The 15,215-nt window shown below is 72.4% G+C and carries 15 protein-coding genes and 2 pseudogenes; 5 read left to right on the top strand and 12 right to left on the bottom strand.

The genetic code is table 11. The features are described from left to right. Positions 1 to 6 precede the first annotated feature (6 nt). A complete protein-coding gene (locus ABFY03_RS00975) occupies positions 7 to 1,056 on the top strand; it encodes a GlxA family transcriptional regulator (protein WP_428838202.1) in 1,050 nt (349 codons plus the stop codon). A 432-nt stretch (positions 1,057 to 1,488) separates the two neighbouring features. Here the strand turns inward: ABFY03_RS00975 and ABFY03_RS00970 are convergent, their stop codons facing one another. The 5 genes from ABFY03_RS00970 to ABFY03_RS00950 form a co-directional block, all read right to left on the bottom strand. Next, on the bottom strand, positions 1,489 to 1,752 hold the full coding sequence (locus tag ABFY03_RS00970; protein WP_346168825.1) for a metal-sensitive transcriptional regulator: 264 nt from the start codon (positions 1,750 to 1,752) through the stop codon (positions 1,489 to 1,491). A gap of 48 nt (positions 1,753 to 1,800) precedes the next feature. Then, positions 1,801 to 2,724, bottom strand: a complete 924-nt coding sequence (locus ABFY03_RS00965; RefSeq protein WP_346168824.1) for a sulfite exporter TauE/SafE family protein — start codon at positions 2,722 to 2,724, stop codon at positions 1,801 to 1,803. Beyond that, positions 2,721 to 3,302 (bottom strand): rhodanese-like domain-containing protein, encoded by a 582-nt coding sequence (locus tag ABFY03_RS00960; protein ID WP_346168823.1) that lies wholly within the window; start codon positions 3,300 to 3,302, stop codon positions 2,721 to 2,723. Before ABFY03_RS00960 ends, ABFY03_RS00965 begins: the two co-directional genes overlap by 4 nt. Positions 3,303 to 3,518: 216 nt before the next feature. Further along, positions 3,519 to 4,907, bottom strand: coding sequence for an MBL fold metallo-hydrolase (locus ABFY03_RS00955; RefSeq protein WP_319007537.1), 1,389 nt, complete (start codon positions 4,905 to 4,907; stop codon positions 3,519 to 3,521). Between the two features lie 76 nt (positions 4,908 to 4,983). Next, positions 4,984 to 5,307 (bottom strand): rhodanese-like domain-containing protein, encoded by a 324-nt coding sequence (locus ABFY03_RS00950; protein ID WP_346168822.1) that lies wholly within the window; start codon positions 5,305 to 5,307, stop codon positions 4,984 to 4,986. Between the two features lie 189 nt (positions 5,308 to 5,496). Here ABFY03_RS00950 and ABFY03_RS00945 point away from each other — a divergent pair, with 189 nt between their 5' ends. After that, the gene (locus ABFY03_RS00945) at positions 5,497 to 6,771 is read left to right on the top strand and encodes an MFS transporter (RefSeq protein WP_346168821.1); all 1,275 of its coding nucleotides are present in this window, start codon (positions 5,497 to 5,499) and stop codon (positions 6,769 to 6,771) included. 119 nt (positions 6,772 to 6,890) lie between these two features. Here ABFY03_RS00945 and ABFY03_RS00940 read toward each other — a convergent pair. The 4 genes and pseudogenes from ABFY03_RS00940 to ABFY03_RS00925 form a co-directional block, all read right to left on the bottom strand. After that, positions 6,891 to 7,010 (bottom strand): annotated as a pseudogene (locus ABFY03_RS00940) (transposase family protein); the annotation flags it as partial. Positions 7,011 to 7,667: 657 nt separating this feature from the next. Beyond that, positions 7,668 to 8,045, bottom strand: coding sequence for a hypothetical protein (locus ABFY03_RS00935; RefSeq protein ID WP_346168820.1), 378 nt, complete (start codon positions 8,043 to 8,045; stop codon positions 7,668 to 7,670). Positions 8,046 to 8,431: 386 nt separating this feature from the next. Further along, positions 8,432 to 9,481 carry a medium chain dehydrogenase/reductase family protein gene (locus tag ABFY03_RS00930; protein WP_346168819.1) on the bottom strand — a complete coding sequence of 350 codons (1,050 nt, stop codon included), beginning with the start codon at positions 9,479 to 9,481 and terminating at the stop codon, positions 8,432 to 8,434. A 134-nt stretch (positions 9,482 to 9,615) separates the two neighbouring features. After that, positions 9,616 to 10,179: a TetR/AcrR family transcriptional regulator gene (locus ABFY03_RS00925; protein WP_346168818.1), complete on the bottom strand. Its 564-nt coding sequence runs from the start codon at positions 10,177 to 10,179 to the stop codon at positions 9,616 to 9,618. A 186-nt stretch (positions 10,180 to 10,365) separates the two neighbouring features. On the opposite strand from ABFY03_RS00925, the gene ABFY03_RS00920 reads away from it, so the two are divergent. Further along, positions 10,366 to 10,887, top strand: coding sequence for an SRPBCC family protein (locus tag ABFY03_RS00920; protein WP_319007531.1), 522 nt, complete (start codon positions 10,366 to 10,368; stop codon positions 10,885 to 10,887). A 48-nt stretch (positions 10,888 to 10,935) separates the two neighbouring features. Here the strand turns inward: ABFY03_RS00920 and ABFY03_RS00915 are convergent, their stop codons facing one another. Further along, positions 10,936 to 11,358 (bottom strand): Mu transposase C-terminal domain-containing protein, encoded by a 423-nt coding sequence (locus ABFY03_RS00915; RefSeq protein WP_346168817.1) that lies wholly within the window; start codon positions 11,356 to 11,358, stop codon positions 10,936 to 10,938. Positions 11,359 to 11,755: 397 nt separating this feature from the next. Here ABFY03_RS00915 and ABFY03_RS00910 point away from each other — a divergent pair, with 397 nt between their 5' ends. Continuing rightward, a complete protein-coding gene (locus tag ABFY03_RS00910) occupies positions 11,756 to 12,190 on the top strand; it encodes a VOC family protein (protein ID WP_346168816.1) in 435 nt (144 codons plus the stop codon). Between the two features lie 36 nt (positions 12,191 to 12,226). Here ABFY03_RS00910 and ABFY03_RS00905 read toward each other — a convergent pair whose 3' ends face one another. Next, positions 12,227 to 13,120: an ArsR/SmtB family transcription factor gene (locus ABFY03_RS00905; protein ID WP_346168815.1), complete on the bottom strand. Its 894-nt coding sequence runs from the start codon at positions 13,118 to 13,120 to the stop codon at positions 12,227 to 12,229. Positions 13,121 to 13,205: 85 nt separating this feature from the next. Between ABFY03_RS00905 and ABFY03_RS00900 the strand changes: the two genes are divergently transcribed. After that, a complete protein-coding gene (locus ABFY03_RS00900) occupies positions 13,206 to 14,453 on the top strand; it encodes an MFS transporter (protein WP_346168814.1) in 1,248 nt (415 codons plus the stop codon). A gap of 60 nt (positions 14,454 to 14,513) precedes the next feature. On the opposite strand, the pseudogene ABFY03_RS00895 reads toward ABFY03_RS00900, so the two are convergent. After that, a pseudogene (locus tag ABFY03_RS00895) lies at positions 14,514 to 15,192 on the bottom strand (MFS transporter); the annotation flags it as partial. Positions 15,193 to 15,215 lie beyond the last annotated feature (23 nt).

The raw sequence follows: 15,215 nt of genomic DNA, 5'->3' as shown, positions 1-15,215 counted from the left end.
GTCGCCCTGGTCGTGACCGACGACATCGGGTTTCCCTCGTGGGACCTTTACGAACTGAGCATCCCCTGTACGGTCTTCGGGAAGCCGCAGCCCGACCTGGCCGACCCCTGGTACGACCTGCGGCTGTGCAGCACGGGGCAGGGCGGGCAGGACGGCTCTCCGGCCGAGACCGGTCTGTCACTGCGGACGCGCCACGGGCTCGACGACCTCGTCGACGCCGACACCGTCATCGTCCCCTCGGTGCCCGACCCCTGCGTCGACGAGGGCCGGCCGCTGCCGCCGGAACTCATCACTGCCTTGCGCCGCGCCCACGACGCGGGTGCCCGCATGGTCTCCCTGTGCACAGGCGCCTTCGCGCTCGCCGAGGCGGGCCTGCTCGACGGCCGCCGCGCCACCGCCCACTGGATGCACACCGCCCAGCTCGCCGAGCGCTACCCGAAGGTGGAAGTCGACGACTCGGTGCTGTACGTGGACGACGGCGACGTCCTCACCAGCGCAGGGCTCACCGCCGGACTCGACCTCTGCCTCCACCTGGTACGCCGTGATCTCGGCGCGCACATCGCAAACCAACTGGCCCGCCGGATGGTGGTCCCCGCTCACCGGCCGGGCGGCCAGGCGCAGTTCATCGACCTGTCCGTGCCCACCGCCGACGACAGGAGCCTGGGGCCGGTACTGGACTGGGCCCGTGCCCGCCTGGACCGCCCCCTGACGGTCGAGGACCTGGCACGGCGTGCCGCGATGAGCACGCGGACCCTCCACCGGCGACTCCGGGAGGCCACCGGGACGACACCCCTGCAGTGGCTCCTCAACCAGCGCCTGGCACGGGCCCAGAGCCTGTTGGAATCGACAGATCTGCCCATCGAGAAGGTCGGCGAGCTGAGCGGCCTCGGCACGGCGAACAACCTCCGCTACCACTTCCTCAAGCAGGTCGGCGTCTCCCCGAGCGACTACCGACGGGCCTTCCCCCGGACGATGCCCGAGCCCTCTCCCGCTCCTGAGAAGCGGCCGGACGAGAGCCGACAGCGCACGACCGCAGCGCGTCCGACGCCCCGGTAACGCCAGGAACCCCGAGGCCAGAAGCGCCACGACGAAAGCGAGCGGGCGACCTCGCCTGTCACAGGCCAGATCGATCTTGTTGGTCAGCCCGCCGCACCGACCATCACCTGGGGATCGCGCTGCGCCACCACCGGGCCGTGCGCCGTCGCGCAGGAGCTCCAGCAGGAGCCCGCCGAGCGCGGCGGCACCACCGACAAGGATGCAGCCCCGCGCAGCCGGAGCCGGGCCGTCCAGCCTTCCGCGGTGCGCCCGCACGAGGTGCGCTACCGGAGCCGGCCACCGAGATCATGGCCGGGATCCGGTACAGCCCGACTGTGACCGGTCGGCCGGGCGGGCTGTTTCCTCGCTTCTGCCGATGCTGGTCGTTGGGGGCGGGTCGGTCTCCGGTTCGTTGCGACGTCCGGCCTTTTTCCGGCTGGACGGGAGGAAGGGTCAGGCGAGCGCCAGGAAGAGCTTCTCCAGATCCTCCTGCGTCATGGGCGGCGCCTCTGAGTCGTCGGCGAGGCACTGGCGCATTCCGCTCGCCACGATCTTGAACCCGGCCCGGTCCAGGGCCCGGGACACGGCGGCCAGCTGGGTCACGACGTCCTTGCAGTCACGGCCCGACTCGACCATCGCGATCACCGCTGCCAGCTGCCCTTGCGCCCGCCGCAGGCGGTTCAGGACGGGGCGTACCGATTCCGCGTCTACCTGCACGAGATCCTCCTTCGCCCCCCTGAGCAAGAATACCCCAGAGGGTATGGATCAGGACGTGGTGGTGTGCTGCTCGTGTCCCTCCCTCGGCGTGGAGCGCCCTGGCCCGAGGACAGCCTCGTGCGGGCCCGCGGGACGTCGGGGCCGACGGCTCCGGGCTGCTATGGCGGCTGCCAGGGCGGCGCCGAGCACCGCCCACGTAGCCGGTTGGGTCCACAGGCCGGTGTCGAGCTGCTGGGCGAGGACGAAGATGCCCATGACGACGACGAACCAGCCGAAGGCCTTGCGCAGAGCGATTTGGGGGATGCGGCCGGCGACGCGGGCGCCGATGAGGCTGCCGATCACCGCCGCCACGGTCACGGTCAGGGCGACGCCCCAGTCGATGGACACCCCGGAGAGGTGTCCGGCGAGTCCGGCGAAGGACTTCATCGCGATGACGAGGAGCGAGGTGCCGACCGCGATGCCCATGGGCAGTCCGCCGAGGATGGCGAGGGCGGGGACGACGAGGAACCCGCCGCCGGAGCCGACCAGGCCGGTCACGGCGCCGACGACCAGGCCCTCGACGGCGATGTGCTGGAGCGGCAGGTCGCGCTGGGCGGGGCGGGCCTTGCTCGTGTCCCGGCGCGGCTTGCGGAGCATCGCGTAGGCCGTGGCCAGCATCATCAGCGCGAACGCGATGAGCAGGATGGTGCCCGGGATGTACTCGGCGAGCCGTCCGCCGCCGTAGGCGCCGGCCATGCTGAAGGCACCGAAGAGCAGTCCTGTCCGCCACCGCACCCGGTGGGCGCGCGCGTGCGGGATCAGGGCGGCGAGGCTGGTGACGCCGACGACGAACAGCGAGGTGGCGATGGCTTCCTTGGTGTCCTGTCCGGCGAGGTAGACCAGGATGGGGACGGTGAGGATGGACCCGCCGCCGCCGAGGATGCCGAGGCTGACGCCGATGAGCAGGGAGGCCGCGACGATCAGGGCGGTCACGACGCGCTCCGCAGCTCCGAGATGACGGTACGGATGTCGGTGCGCGGGCCGCGGTTGTAGGGGAGCTTGGACAGCAGGACGCCCATGGCGCAGGAGTTGCTGAGGGCGGCGTAGGTCAGGCCGGCACCGACGGCGGTGCCGATGAGATGGACGCCCGGGATCAGGATGCCGGCAAGTCCGGTGGCCAGGACGACGGAGCCGGCGACGAGGCGGACCTGGCGCTCCATGTCCCAGCGCTCAGGACCCCGCTCGACGGGAGCTCCGGCTGCCTCCCAGGCGTTCATGCCGCCTTCCAGGACACGGAGGTTCGGCAGGCCGGCCTGGGCGAGGGCCTGCTCGGCCTCCCGGGCGCGCTGGCCGGAGCGGCATACGAGCACGACCTCCTCGTCCAGGTGGGACAGGAGCTCCGCGCGGTGCTCGCGCAGCGTGCTCAAAGGGACGTTGTACGAGCCGGGGATGTGGACGGTGCGGAACTCGCCAGGGGTGCGCACGTCGAGCAGGCGCGGAGAGCTGCCCTCCTGCACGAGGCGGTGCAGGACGGCGGGTGTGATCGACTGGGCGGTGCGCTCGGTGTTCATGCAAGACTCCGGAAGGTATGTGCGAGGGGATAGGCAGGGGCTGTAGGCCATGGGGCGCCCCAGGTGTGGGAAGAACGAAGGGGCCGTCGTGGGCGGGGCGGTGGGCCCCGCCCACGACGGGGGAGGGGTGGGGGCAGTGCGGCCCCGGCTCCTCCACGGGCCGGCGGTGCACGGCGGGAAGGGGCCCGGACCCGTGCCCGACCGGCGATCGGGTGGTCAGACGGCCGCGGGCTCGGCCGCGAGGGCCCAGGCGGCCCAGCCGCCGAGGATGTCGGAGACGTCCCCGAAGCCGCGGTGGCGCAGCAGGCTGGCGGCGATGGAGGACCGGTGGCCGCCGGCGCAGTGCAGGACGAGGGGCCGGTCGGCGGGGAGTTCGCCGGTCCGGGCGGGCAGCTCGCTGAGCGGGATGTGCAGGGCCTCGGGGATGAAGCCGTTCGCCTCGCGCTCGCCGCAGGTGCGCACGTCCACCACGAGCGGCGGGTTCTCCCCGGCCAGGGCGGCCTTGAGGTGCGCGGCGGTGAGGCGGCTGGCCGGGACGACCTCGCCGGCCAGCACCCGCAGCGTGTCCTCGGGGTTGCGGACGTAGCCCACCACCCGGTCGAAGCCGATGCGGGCGAGACGGGTGACGACCTCCTCCTCGCGGTTCTGCGGGGCCATGACGACCAGTTCGTCGGCCGGGTCGAGGACGGTGCCGGCCTGTTCGGCGAAGCGCCCGTCGGCGGGGATGTTCACCGCGCCGCGCAGGTGGCCCGCGGCGAACTCCTGGGGGTCGCGGGCGTCGACGACGACCGCTCCGCCGGCGCGCACGCCCTCGAACGCGTCGAGGGCGAGCGGCCGGGCCGCGGCGGTCGCGTCGTACAGGGTGCGGTCCCTGCGGTTGAGGTCGGCGTCGTAGGCGAAGTAGCCGGGCGCCGCCGACTGTCCGGCGGTGACCAGGGCAACGAACTCCTCGCGGCTCATCGGCGCGCAGGCGTAGTTGGTCGTCCGCTGCTCGCCGATCGTGGAGGACTTCTCCGTGGACAGGTTCTTGCCGCAGGCGGAGCCCGCGCCGTGGGCGGGGAAGACGCGGACCTCGTCGGGCAGGCCCATCAGCTTGTTCTGCACGCTGTCGTGCAGCATCGCGCCCAGCTCCTCGGCGGTGACGCCGACGGAGGCGAGCAGGTCGGGGCGGCCGACGTCGCCGATGAAGAGGGCGTCGCCGGTCAGGACGCCGTACGGGACGGTGTCGTCGGCGTGCTCGTACACCAGGACGCTGATCGACTCCGGGGTGTGGCCGGGGGTCTCCATGACTTCCAGGACCACGTCGCCCAGGGCGATCCGCTCACCCTCGGCGAGGTGCCGGACCGGGTACTCGGTCTCGGCCCGCCGCCCGTAGCCGATCCACGCGCCGGTCTCGTCGGCCATCTCCAGGTGCCCGGCGACGAAGTCGGCGTGGAAGTGGGTGTTGATCACGCCGACCACGGTGAAGCCGTGGGCCCGGGCGTCGGCGAGGTACTCGGAGACGTCCCGGCGCGGGTCGACGACGACGGCCTGCCCGGTCTTCTCGTCGGCGATCATGTACGACGCCTGGGACAGGCAGTCGAGGTAGTACTGGGCGAAGAACACGGCGAACCTTTCGGCGGAGAGATCGGGCGCGGAGCGGAACCCCGCGGAAGTGCGGTGAGGCGGAGGAGCCGGTCGTTCAGGCGGCTTGGGCGTCCGAGCCGCGTACGACCGGGCGGCCGCCGCGGGCCCATCCGGAGGTGCCGCCCGCGACCGAGACCGCGGGGACACCGGCGGCCTCCAGGTGTTCGGCGGCCCAGGCGCTGCGGTTGCCGCTCGCGCAGATGACGTAGACGGGCCGGTCCACGGGGAGCGAGGCGAGGTGGTCGCCCAGCTCGGAGAGCGGCGCGGGGCGGACCCCTGGCACATGGCCGGCCGCGTACTCCTCCGGCTCCCGCACGTCGATGGCGACGGCACCCTCCGCCAGTGCGGAGGCGAAGACGTCCAGATCCACTTCACGCATGGAAGATCACCCTTTCGGATACCCCCCGGGGTACTTACGTCTTCGACTGTAGGCAGGGCCGAGAAGGGAAGTCAAATACCCCCCTGGGTATCCGGAATCACAGGAGGGGCCGCGCGAGAAGAGCGCGAGATCAATACCCCTAGGGGTATGGTGATCTGCGGATACGAGAACGGAAGGGACGGCAACCAGATGACCCAGACGACCATGGCGGCACTGCCGCCCTCCCCCGTCGGCGTCCGGCTGGGGCTCCGGGAGAACCGGGCGCAGTTCGTCCTGCTCGTCGTCGTCACGGCGGCGGTCGGGGCGCTGGTCGGACTGGAGCGCACGACGGTCCCCCTGATCGGGACCGAGGTCTTCGGGCTCGCCGGGAACCTGGCCGTCTTCTCGTTCATCATCGCCTTCGGCCTCGCCAAGGCCCTCACCAACCTCGCCGCCGGGGCGCTCACCGCCCGCTTCCGCCGCAGGCAGCTCCTGCTGGCGGGCTGGCTGATCGGCGTGCCCGTCCCGCTCACGCTCGCCTGGGCACCATCGTGGTGGTGGATCGTGGCCGCGAACGCCCTGCTCGGCATCAACCAGGGGCTGACCTGGTCGATGACCGTCAACATGAAGATCGACCTCGTGGGGCCCGCCCGCCGCGGGCTCGCCACCGGCCTCAACGAGGCCGCGGGCTACGTCTCGGTCGGCGTGACAGCCCTGCTCACCGGCTACCTCGCCAGCCACTACGGCCTGCGCCCCGCCCCCGAACTCATCGGCGCGGTCTTCGTCGCCGCCGGCCTCGCGCTGTCCCTGTCGGTCAGGGACACCGCAGCCCACCTGGCCCTCGAACTCGCCCGCCACCCCACACCCGAAGGCGGACCGGCAGGCCGGCCGTCCTTCGGGGAAACCTTCGCCCGCACCTCATGGCGCGACCGCTCCCTGCGCGGCGCCTCCCAGGCCGGCCTGGTCAACAACCTCAACGACGGCCTGACCTGGGGCGTCTTCCCCCTCCTGTTCGCCGACCACGGCCTCGGCATCGCCGCCGTCGGCCTGATCAAGGGCCTCTACCCGCTGCTGTGGGGCATCGGCCAGATCCCGGCCGGCCACCTCGCCGACCGCATCGGCCGCAGACCGCTCATCGTCTCCGGCATGCTCCTCCAGGCCGCAGCGCTCCTGTCGGCCCTTGCACTGCTCGACCGCCCGCTCCTCGCCGGCGTCGTCTCCGCCATCGGCCTGGGCCTCGGCACCGCGCTGGTCTACCCCGCGCTCATCGCTTCCGTCTCCGACCACGCCCACCCCGCCTGGCGCGCCCACGCCCTCGGCACCTACCGGTTCTGGCGCGACATCGGCTACGCCGCCGGCGCGCTGGTGGCAGGCGTCCTCGCCGACGCGCTGGGCCTGGACGTCACGGTCCTTGCAGCCGCCACCCTCACCGCCGCCTCGGGCCTCTTCGCCGCCCGCTGGATGACCGACCGCCCCCGTACCTGACCGGCCCACTTCGCGCCCGCACCATCCGGGCCAGGTGCGTCGCCCGGCACCGGTTCCCCGCGGTCAGGCGGAACCTGCTCCGCCATGGTCCGGCGGGAGCAAGGGCTGTTGTCACAGAGGAACCGGCGGATCCGCAGCCGCAGCAGCACCCGCCGCCCGCCCAGCGGACGGTCGGCCAGGCGTCGCACGTAGGTGCTGTGCACGCGTGAGGCGGTCACGCCGCACGAGGGGCATGTCACCGTCGGCGGCCGAGCATGCCGGCCGATCCACACAGCATCCCCAACGACGCCCACCGCGTCGACGCCCAACCCCTTGACGTCGGGCCACACCAGAGCCCAGAACCGTTTGTCCCCCACGAGCACCACGCTGAGGAACGGGCATCGGGCATCGAGGGCTACAACAGGATGTTGAGAACTGGGAGTCACGAAATATCCGCCGCAGCCTGCCGTGATCCTGCGATCCGGAGCGCGGCCACGCCGGACGGCACTACCACCGGGCGATGGAGTACTACTGTGCCGACGCCGTCGATCCTTTGCTGTGCGGTGCCTGGGTCGCCCGCGGACCAGGACGCCCGCCGGGCGGGTGCACCGTCCCGGCCGGTCGCCCGTCTGCTCGGCGGCGCCGTGACACCCATGGCGAGCACCGTACGGGTCGAGGGCCGCTGGAGGAGCTGAGCGCCGGTTTCCGGCGCTGAGCGGAGGCAGGTTTCGCGCGAGTGACACGGGGCGGGTGTCATGGCCGACGGGTTGGGCGCCGGCCCCCGCTCGGGGGATTCGCGTTCCGGCGCGCCGCCCGGTGGGACGACGGTTCTGTACGCCGCCCCGGTGTGGCCGTGATGAGATTCCCCGGTGGGGTGCGGCTTCCGGCAGGCCGGTAGGGGGATGTGGACGTTCGCGTCATTCCCCGTCGTCTCGTCGGAGGTCGGCGCGATGCTGGGCGGCTGACGGGTCGTCGACGGAGCCGTAGCGCAAGAAGACGTGCGCCGGCCGGAAGGGCAGGTCGTTCAGGACGGGGGCCATGACGGCGGAAGGGGCGTCGGCGTCCGGTCCGTCGGCGTAGAGGATCACCTCGCCGCCGCCGTACTCGTTTCCGTCGAACTCGTCGGCGCCGGCTTGCTCGATCGCCTGTGTGAGCAGGGACTGGGACTGGCGGACGGTCTCCCGTTGGCTCGGCTCGCCGAGGCCGTCCTCGGCCGGTCGGTAGTGAGCGATGACGGCATGCTCAGCGTCGTCTTCTGCTTCGTCTGTGTCGGTCATGCGGGAAACGGTCTCCATCTCCCTCTCCTACTCGCTGCGTAGACCGAGCGGGTTGGCCTCGACCCGCTCCAGGGCGGCCAGGGTCTCGGGCTGTCCGGTCGGCGCGTACCGGTGGTGGGAGGCGGGCCTGCTTTCCGGCCCGTGCGCCCGCAGCAGCTCCTCCAGGCGCTCGCGGTGCTGCTTCGCGAACGTTTCCAGGCACTCGGTGTACCCCTTGGCGTTCCCCGGAGCGCGATGCGCTCGGCGCGACGTCCGGGAACTCTCCGTCCGTGCGGCGTGCCCGGCGCTGCCGTGGTCACGGCCCTGCGGAAACCGTTCGGCGGCGGCCGGGAGGTCCTTTGCGTCCAGTTCTGGAGCCGGGCTCGGAAGCCCCTGTTGCGCGGCCGTTCTTGACGATCGGGGGTTCATGCGCTGGGGTCTGTCTCGGGTGCGAGCACGACCTTGCCGACTACGGTGCCGGACTCCGCGTGCCGTAGTGCGGCTGCCGCCTGGTGCAGCGGGTACACGCGGTCGATCTTCGCCTGGACGGTTCCGTCACGCAGCAGTCCGAAGACTTCGGTGAGGTCTTCGCTCAGGGCGGTCCGGTACTGCTGCGGGTTTCGGGCCTTGCCGGCCCACAGGTTGAAGAAGTGGGCACTGCGCCCGTTGGGCAGGGCGTTCCACAGCGCCAGCCGGGCCACGAGCCGCAGGACCGTGAGGGTGCCGTTTCCCGCCTGGTCGCGGGTCGAGGCGCTGCCGTAGGAGACGAGGGTGCCGCCGGGGGCGAGCATGTGCCAGGAGTCCTTGATGCCCTTGCCGCCGACGTGGTCGAAGACCGCCGCGACCCCGTGCGGGGCCAGCTCCCGCACCCGGGCGGGAACGTCGTCCCGGTAGTCGACGGGCAGCGCCCCCAGCGCGGCGACGGCGTCCTGGTTGCGGGCCGAGGCGGTGCCGATGACGCGCACGCCCCGGGTTCGGGCGAGCTGGACCAGTACGCTGCCGACGCCGCCGTTGGCTCCGTGGACCACGATGGTGTCACCCGGCCGGACGTGTGCCGTGCGAAACAGCATCCGCCAGGCCGTCGCACCGTTCGTCACGAGCGTCTCGGCTTCCACCGCGCCGACCCCCTCCGGTACGGGTACGAGGTCGGCGGCGTCCAGCAGCACGTGGTCGGCCCAGCCGCCGGTCTTGGTGAGGGCGGCTACCCGCTGGCCCACGGCCGGGCCGGGCTGTCCGTCGGCGGTCGGCGTCCCCAGCTCCTCGACGATGCCGACGAGGTCGTAACCGGGGACGAAGGGGAAGGCCGGCATGTCGTAGTACTTGCCGCGGCGCATCTGCTGTTCGGCGAAGCTCACGCCGCTGGCCTCGACGCGGACCAGGGCCTGGCCGGGGCCCGGCTGCGGACGTTCCCGCAGGCGGACTTCGAGGCTCTCGGGCTCGCCGACGGCGGGGAGGACGATCTCGGTGATGTTCACAGGTGCTCCTCGAGGTGGTAGGGCGGTAAAAACGACAAGGATGGAGTGGTCAATCACTCACTCTTTGGCCCGGAGGGGTGGCCGCCGCTGCGCGAGCGAGCGGCGGCCGGGTGGCCTGCCGGGGGAGGGGCGGGTCAGTAGTGGACGATGCCCGCGGCCAGCGTGCGCGTCCAGGGGGCGTCGACGGAGGAGGCGTCCAGGGAGACGATCAGGTGGCAGAGCATGCCGGCCGCGAAGAAATTCTGGATCTGCTCCTCGCTGCCGCCCGAGGCGCCGCGGACGTACTCCACGGTGCGGGCGTACCCGGCGCGCACGGCCTCCCTGATCGCGGGCTCGGAAACGGCCGCCGCCTGGGCGTGCAGCTGGACCAGGAGCAGGTCGTTGTCGCTGATCAGCCGGGCGTAGGCGTCCCCCATGGAGTCGAGCACGACCTGTGCCTCGCTGCCGGCGGCCTCGGCCGCGCCCTGCTCCAGGGCGGCGCGCACCCGGGTGAAGCAGTGCTCGACGACGGCGGTGAAGAGGGCTTCCTTGTTGGGGAAGAGGCGGTAGACGTATGCCTGCGAGATGCCGGCCGCCTTGGCGACCTCCCCGGTCGTCGTGCCGAAGTATCCGCGTGCCGCGAACGCCCCGATGGCGGTGCGCAGCACCGTTTGCCTGCGCTCCTCGGCGGTGGACAGTCGGCGGGGTTCGGTGTTCATGTGAGTACTCAATCACTCACTTTCTCCTTCAGTCAAGGAGTCTGCAGTCTTCAGGCCGTCCAGCTGGACCGTTGACGCCCAAAAGAGTGAGTGATTGACTACTCACACATGGAGGTCGGGTGGTCCTTCACCCTCCCGGGCCTCCGTCTGCCCACGCCGCTCTTCCGACATCAGCAGGAGACACCCATGGTTCCCCTCGTTCACGCCGCCTCTGGACTCCTCGCCGCCGTCATCGGCGCCGCCCACCTCGACTCCCAGCCCGTGACCATCGACGAAACGGCGCCCGTGATCACCCGCGACGCCATCGTCATCCACGCCCCGGCCAGCCGCGTCTGGCACATCCAGACCGACGTGGAGGGATGGCCCGCCTGGCAGCCGGGCGTCAGCTCCGTCGCCAAGAAGACCAAGGGCGCCCTGCGGCCGGGATCGTCCTGGGTGTGGTCCACTGAGGGCCTGGAGAACATCACCTCGACGGTCGAACAGGTCGAACGCGGACGTCGCATCGTGTGGGGAGGCCCGGCTGCCGGCATCACCGCCGTCCACGTCTGGACCTTCGAACCGACCGAGGACGGGGTCATCGTGCGCACCGAGGAGTCATGGACCGGCGAGCCGGTCGACGCCAACGCCGAGTACCTGCAGGAAGCCCTGGACGCCTCCCTCGACCACTGGCTTCACAACCTCAAGCACCGCGCCGAACAGGGAGCATGACACCTCTCCCGTGCAGGCCCGCCCCCGGCCCCCTGGGTGACTGATCGATCATGCGTGGGGCCGGGGAGTCCGCCTTGTTGAATCGTTCTCCGTACCTCGTCTTTGGACATGCGGGTGAACTCGGCGGGCGGCCTGGACAGCACGGATCTGTTCCCGGCTCGCCGCAGCCGCGAGGAACGCCGAGCCGAGGTGGCGGCCGGTGTCGGTGTCGAAGACTTCGATGGTGTCGTCGTCGTGGGGGAGGCGGCGTACGGAGACTTTGGTGCCGGTACGGCCGTTCATCCACGGGGCGAGGCAATCGCGGCGGCGCCACCGTACGCCGGACGTGCTGATCGTGTGGGTGCGTCCGTCGTCTTCCAGGGCGAACGTCCCCAACTGCGCCGCGGGGACGTCCGTGATCGGCGTGGGGTCGGCCTGCCACGCCTGGAGGGGGTTCCCGTTCAGCACTGGCGGGTGGTGGCTGGTGTTCACCAGGTCACCCAGTTCAGCAGCAGTCCGACGAACGCCTCATAGGCCAGGGGTGGGGCGTCGGGGTCGGCGAGCCGGCCGCCGGTGAGTCTCTACCGGCCGGTGTAGCGGGGCAGTGAGACGAGAGCATGGTTTCCACGGCGTTGTCGAGTGCCTCGATCGTGCCTTCAGGTGCGGGCTGTAGGCAGGCAGATCGGTCACGGGGGCGGCGGGCGCGCCTATTGCCGAGGTGACCGCCTGGCACAGGAACTCCTTGCCGCGGTCGACCCGGATCTGGCCGGGCAGCCCGCCGACCGGCCCGAGGGGATGGCCCCTGCTTGGTCTGCACGCCTTGCGGACCTTGTACTGTTCCCCGCTCGCGCAAAGATGCACCCCAGTGCCGAGCAGGTGTGGAACGCGCTTGACCGCTCCCCGCCCGGGCGGCCATGGGGAGGCTCCGGCGCCTTTCGATGCACCGCGCCAGACGCCGCTGCCTGATCCGGCCAGATCGGCAGGACACCCGCTGGCCGCGTTCTGCCACCGGGCCACGGGGCTCTCGCTGCACGACCGTTGCGACGGCGAGTCCGCGGGCCTCACCCGGGGACCCGGCCCGTCCGGCCTCTTCCTCGGCTTCCAGCGGGCCGACGACGACCATCCCCCGTCCTGGCCGGGGCGGGACGGCCCGCGGCAGCTCCACTGCGACTTCGGTGTGGACGACCTCGGCGCGGCGGAGGCCCGGCTCGTCGAGTGGGGCGCGACCGTACCCGCCGGCCGGCCGGACGCGCCCGACGGGCGGGCCTTCCTGGACCCGGCGGGCCACCCCTTCTGCCTGACGCTCCCGCGCCCGCCGGCGTAGCCGCCCGGGTCGACACCGGGGGTGGCCGCAGCACGCTCAGCCCGAACCGGACGTGCGTCCCCCCTCCTTCCCGAGCAGCGCGAGACCCAGCTCGCTCGCCCGGTAGTACACCTCGCGCCGGTACCGGTGACCGGTCACGAGCCCCGTCTCGCGGAGCACCGTCAGGTGCTGCGAGACCGCCCCGGGCGTCAGACCGGTCTGTTCGGCGAGGGCCGTGGTGGTGGCCGGGGTGCTCGTACGACTCAGGAGCCCGGCCCTGCTGCGCCCGAGCAGCCGGGCGAGCCGGTCGCCGGGCTCCGCGGACCGCTCCCACAGGGTGCCGGTTCCGCGCGCCGGGTAGACGAGGCACGGCGGGGCGGGGCCCCGCCCCGGAAGCAGGATGGGGCGTGCGCTGAACACGCTCGGAGTGAGCGTGATCCCGCGCCCGTCGAGGTCGAGCCGGTCCGCCGCCGGGCCCCCGCCCCACGTCAGCCGGTCGTTCGCCCACCGCAGGCCCGGGTGCAGGTGCGCGAAGACCTCCTGGATGCCGTCCTCCGCCAACTGGCGTGTCCGGTAGGCGAGATCGGCCTCCAGTACGGCCCTGACGCGGGCCCAGTACGGCCGCACCCCGACCCGCCACCACGCCAGCACCGCCCCCGCGAGCTCCGGGGCCCCCTCGAGCGGAGCCGGCCCGTCGAGCAGCGGCAGTTCCTCGTCGATCTCGGCGAGCGGGCAGCGCGGGGGAGGCAGGCGGGCCGCGAGCTCCGCCAGGTGCGGCACCAGGGCCGTACGTTCCGTGCCGACGGCCAACGCCCGCTTGATCCAGGGGAGATGCAGCGCGTGCCCGCCCGGGTCCGTGGTCGCGCGCAGGGCGGCGACCGTCTCCAGGAGCGGCGACACCGCGAACCTCAGCTGCGCCAGGTCGTCGACCCCGAACCGTACCGATCCCACGACCGCCCCTCCGTCCTTCCCGTGAGCTTTTAGCCCAGGCTAAAACAATGGTCGGCGGAAGCGGCGGCTGGTGATGTTCCTCGACATGACCACGCTCGCGCCCGACCGCGCCCGCCCGCCCCACGTCCTGCTCCTGCCCGACTTCCGCCGCCTGTGGATCGGCGACACCGTCAGCCAGGCCGGCGCCGCCGTCACCGTCCTCGCCCTCCCGCTCGTCGCGATCGGCCCACTCGGTGCGTCGCCGTTCGAGGCGGGGCTGCTGGTGATGTGCGAGTACCTCGGCTTCCTGCTCCTCGGCCTGCCCGCCGGTGCCTGGGTGGACCGGATGCGCGGTCGCCGCGTCATGATCGCGGGCGACCTGGGCCGCGCGGCCCTCCTCGCGACGCTGCCCGCCGCCGCCTGGCTCGACGTCCTCACGCTGCCGCAGCTGTACGCCGTCGGCTTCGGCCTCTCCGTCCTCACGGCCTTCTTCGACATCGCGTACCAGAGCCAACTGCCCCGGCTCGTGGACGCGGACCGGGTGGTCGCGGCGAACGTGGCCCTGGAGTCCTCCCGTACCGTCACGGCCGCCGCCGGACCCGGCGTCGGCGGCGCGCTGATCGCGGCGGTGACGGCGCCGGTCGCCCTCGTCGTCGACGCGGCGAGCTTCCTCGCCTCGGCCGTCGCCCTCTCCCGCATCCGCCGCCCCGACCCCAAGCCGGAACGCGTCCCCGGCGCCCGCCTCCGCGACGAGATCGCCGAGGGCCTGCGGTTCGTCTTCCGCGACCGCCTCCTGCGCGCGCTCACCCTCACGGCGGCGATCTCGAACCTCTGCGGCACCATCGGCGCGTCCATGCTGCTCGTGCTCCTGGCCGGGGAGTTGGGCATGTCCCCGTTCCTCTGCGGCCTCGTCTTCACGGCGGAGGCCCTCGGCGGCCTCCTCGGCAGCCTCCTCACCACCCGCGCCGTCGCCCGCCTCGGCGAGACCCGCGCGATGTGCGCGTCGGTGGTCGTCAGCGGCGCCCTGTGGCTGGCGGCGCTCCCGTTCTTCCACGCCGACTGGCGCTACGCCCTCGCCTGCGTGCTCCAGGGCCTTGGCTGGACCGCCTTCATGACCTTCAAGATCGCCTCGGTCGCCCTCCGCCAGCGCGTCACCCCCGCCCCCCTCCTCGGCCGCGTCACGGCCACCGTCCGCTTCGTCGTCTGGGGCGCCATGCCCCTGGGCGCGCTCGCCGGTGGCCTGCTGGGCGAGTACGCGGGGGTCCGTACGGCCCTGTGGACGGGCGGGGCCGGCGAACTCCTCGCAGTCGTCCCCCTGTTGCTGGTGGCGGTACGAAGGAGCCGGGAGTCCTGACGGGCGCGGGGCTTCGTCGCTCTCCCCGGCACGGGAGTGCAAGCCGACCGGGGTTCGCGTTCAGTCGGTGTCTTCCCCCGCCGCCTCCTTGAGGACCGGGCAGCGGCGCGGCGCGAGGGCGAGCAGGGTCAGGAGCATCAGCGCCGCCGCTGCCGCCGCTGCCGCCGCGCCGACGTACACGTAGACCACCGCCTCCTCCACCGCCCGCCGCAGGCGGTTGGCGGCCTCCGCCGTCAGGGACGTCGGGGCGTCCAGCGCGCGGGCGAGGGCGTCCAGGTCGCCGGCGGTGCCGTCCAGGCCGCGCGGCGAGGACCGCGTTGGCGACCGCGCCGAAGAGGGCCGCGCCGACGCCCTGGCCGACCTGCCGGCAGAACAGTACGGACGCGGTGGTCGTCCCTTCTCCTCGTACGGGACCGTGGCCTGCACGCCGGCGATCAGCGGGAGTTGGACCAGGCCGAGGGTCGCGCCGGGCGCGAGCATCACGAGGGCCGGCTGCCATGCCTCGCCGAGGCAGGGGAGGAACGGGAAGGCCAGGAGCAGGAGCAGGGCGGGCGAGATGCCGGCGGCTATGGGGCGGGTCCGAGGACCGACTGCGCGTACGTCGGCAGGAAGACCGTCGGGGCGACCATGAGCAGGCCGAGCGCGCCGAGGACAGGTTGACGGCGGCGATCGTGCGGCGGCGCCAGATCCAGCCGGGGATGATCGGTTCGGCGGCCCGGCGTTCGACGACGACGGTCAGTGTTGGCTCCGTGCGCTTCGTAC

Origin of the sequence: Streptomyces roseofulvus (genome assembly GCF_039534915.1) — a bacterium.
GTDB classification, from domain to species: Bacteria; Actinomycetota; Actinomycetes; order Streptomycetales; family Streptomycetaceae; genus Streptomyces; species Streptomyces roseofulvus.
Note: the sequence above shows the minus strand (reverse complement) of the source record. Positions and strands in the feature narration are given on the sequence as shown.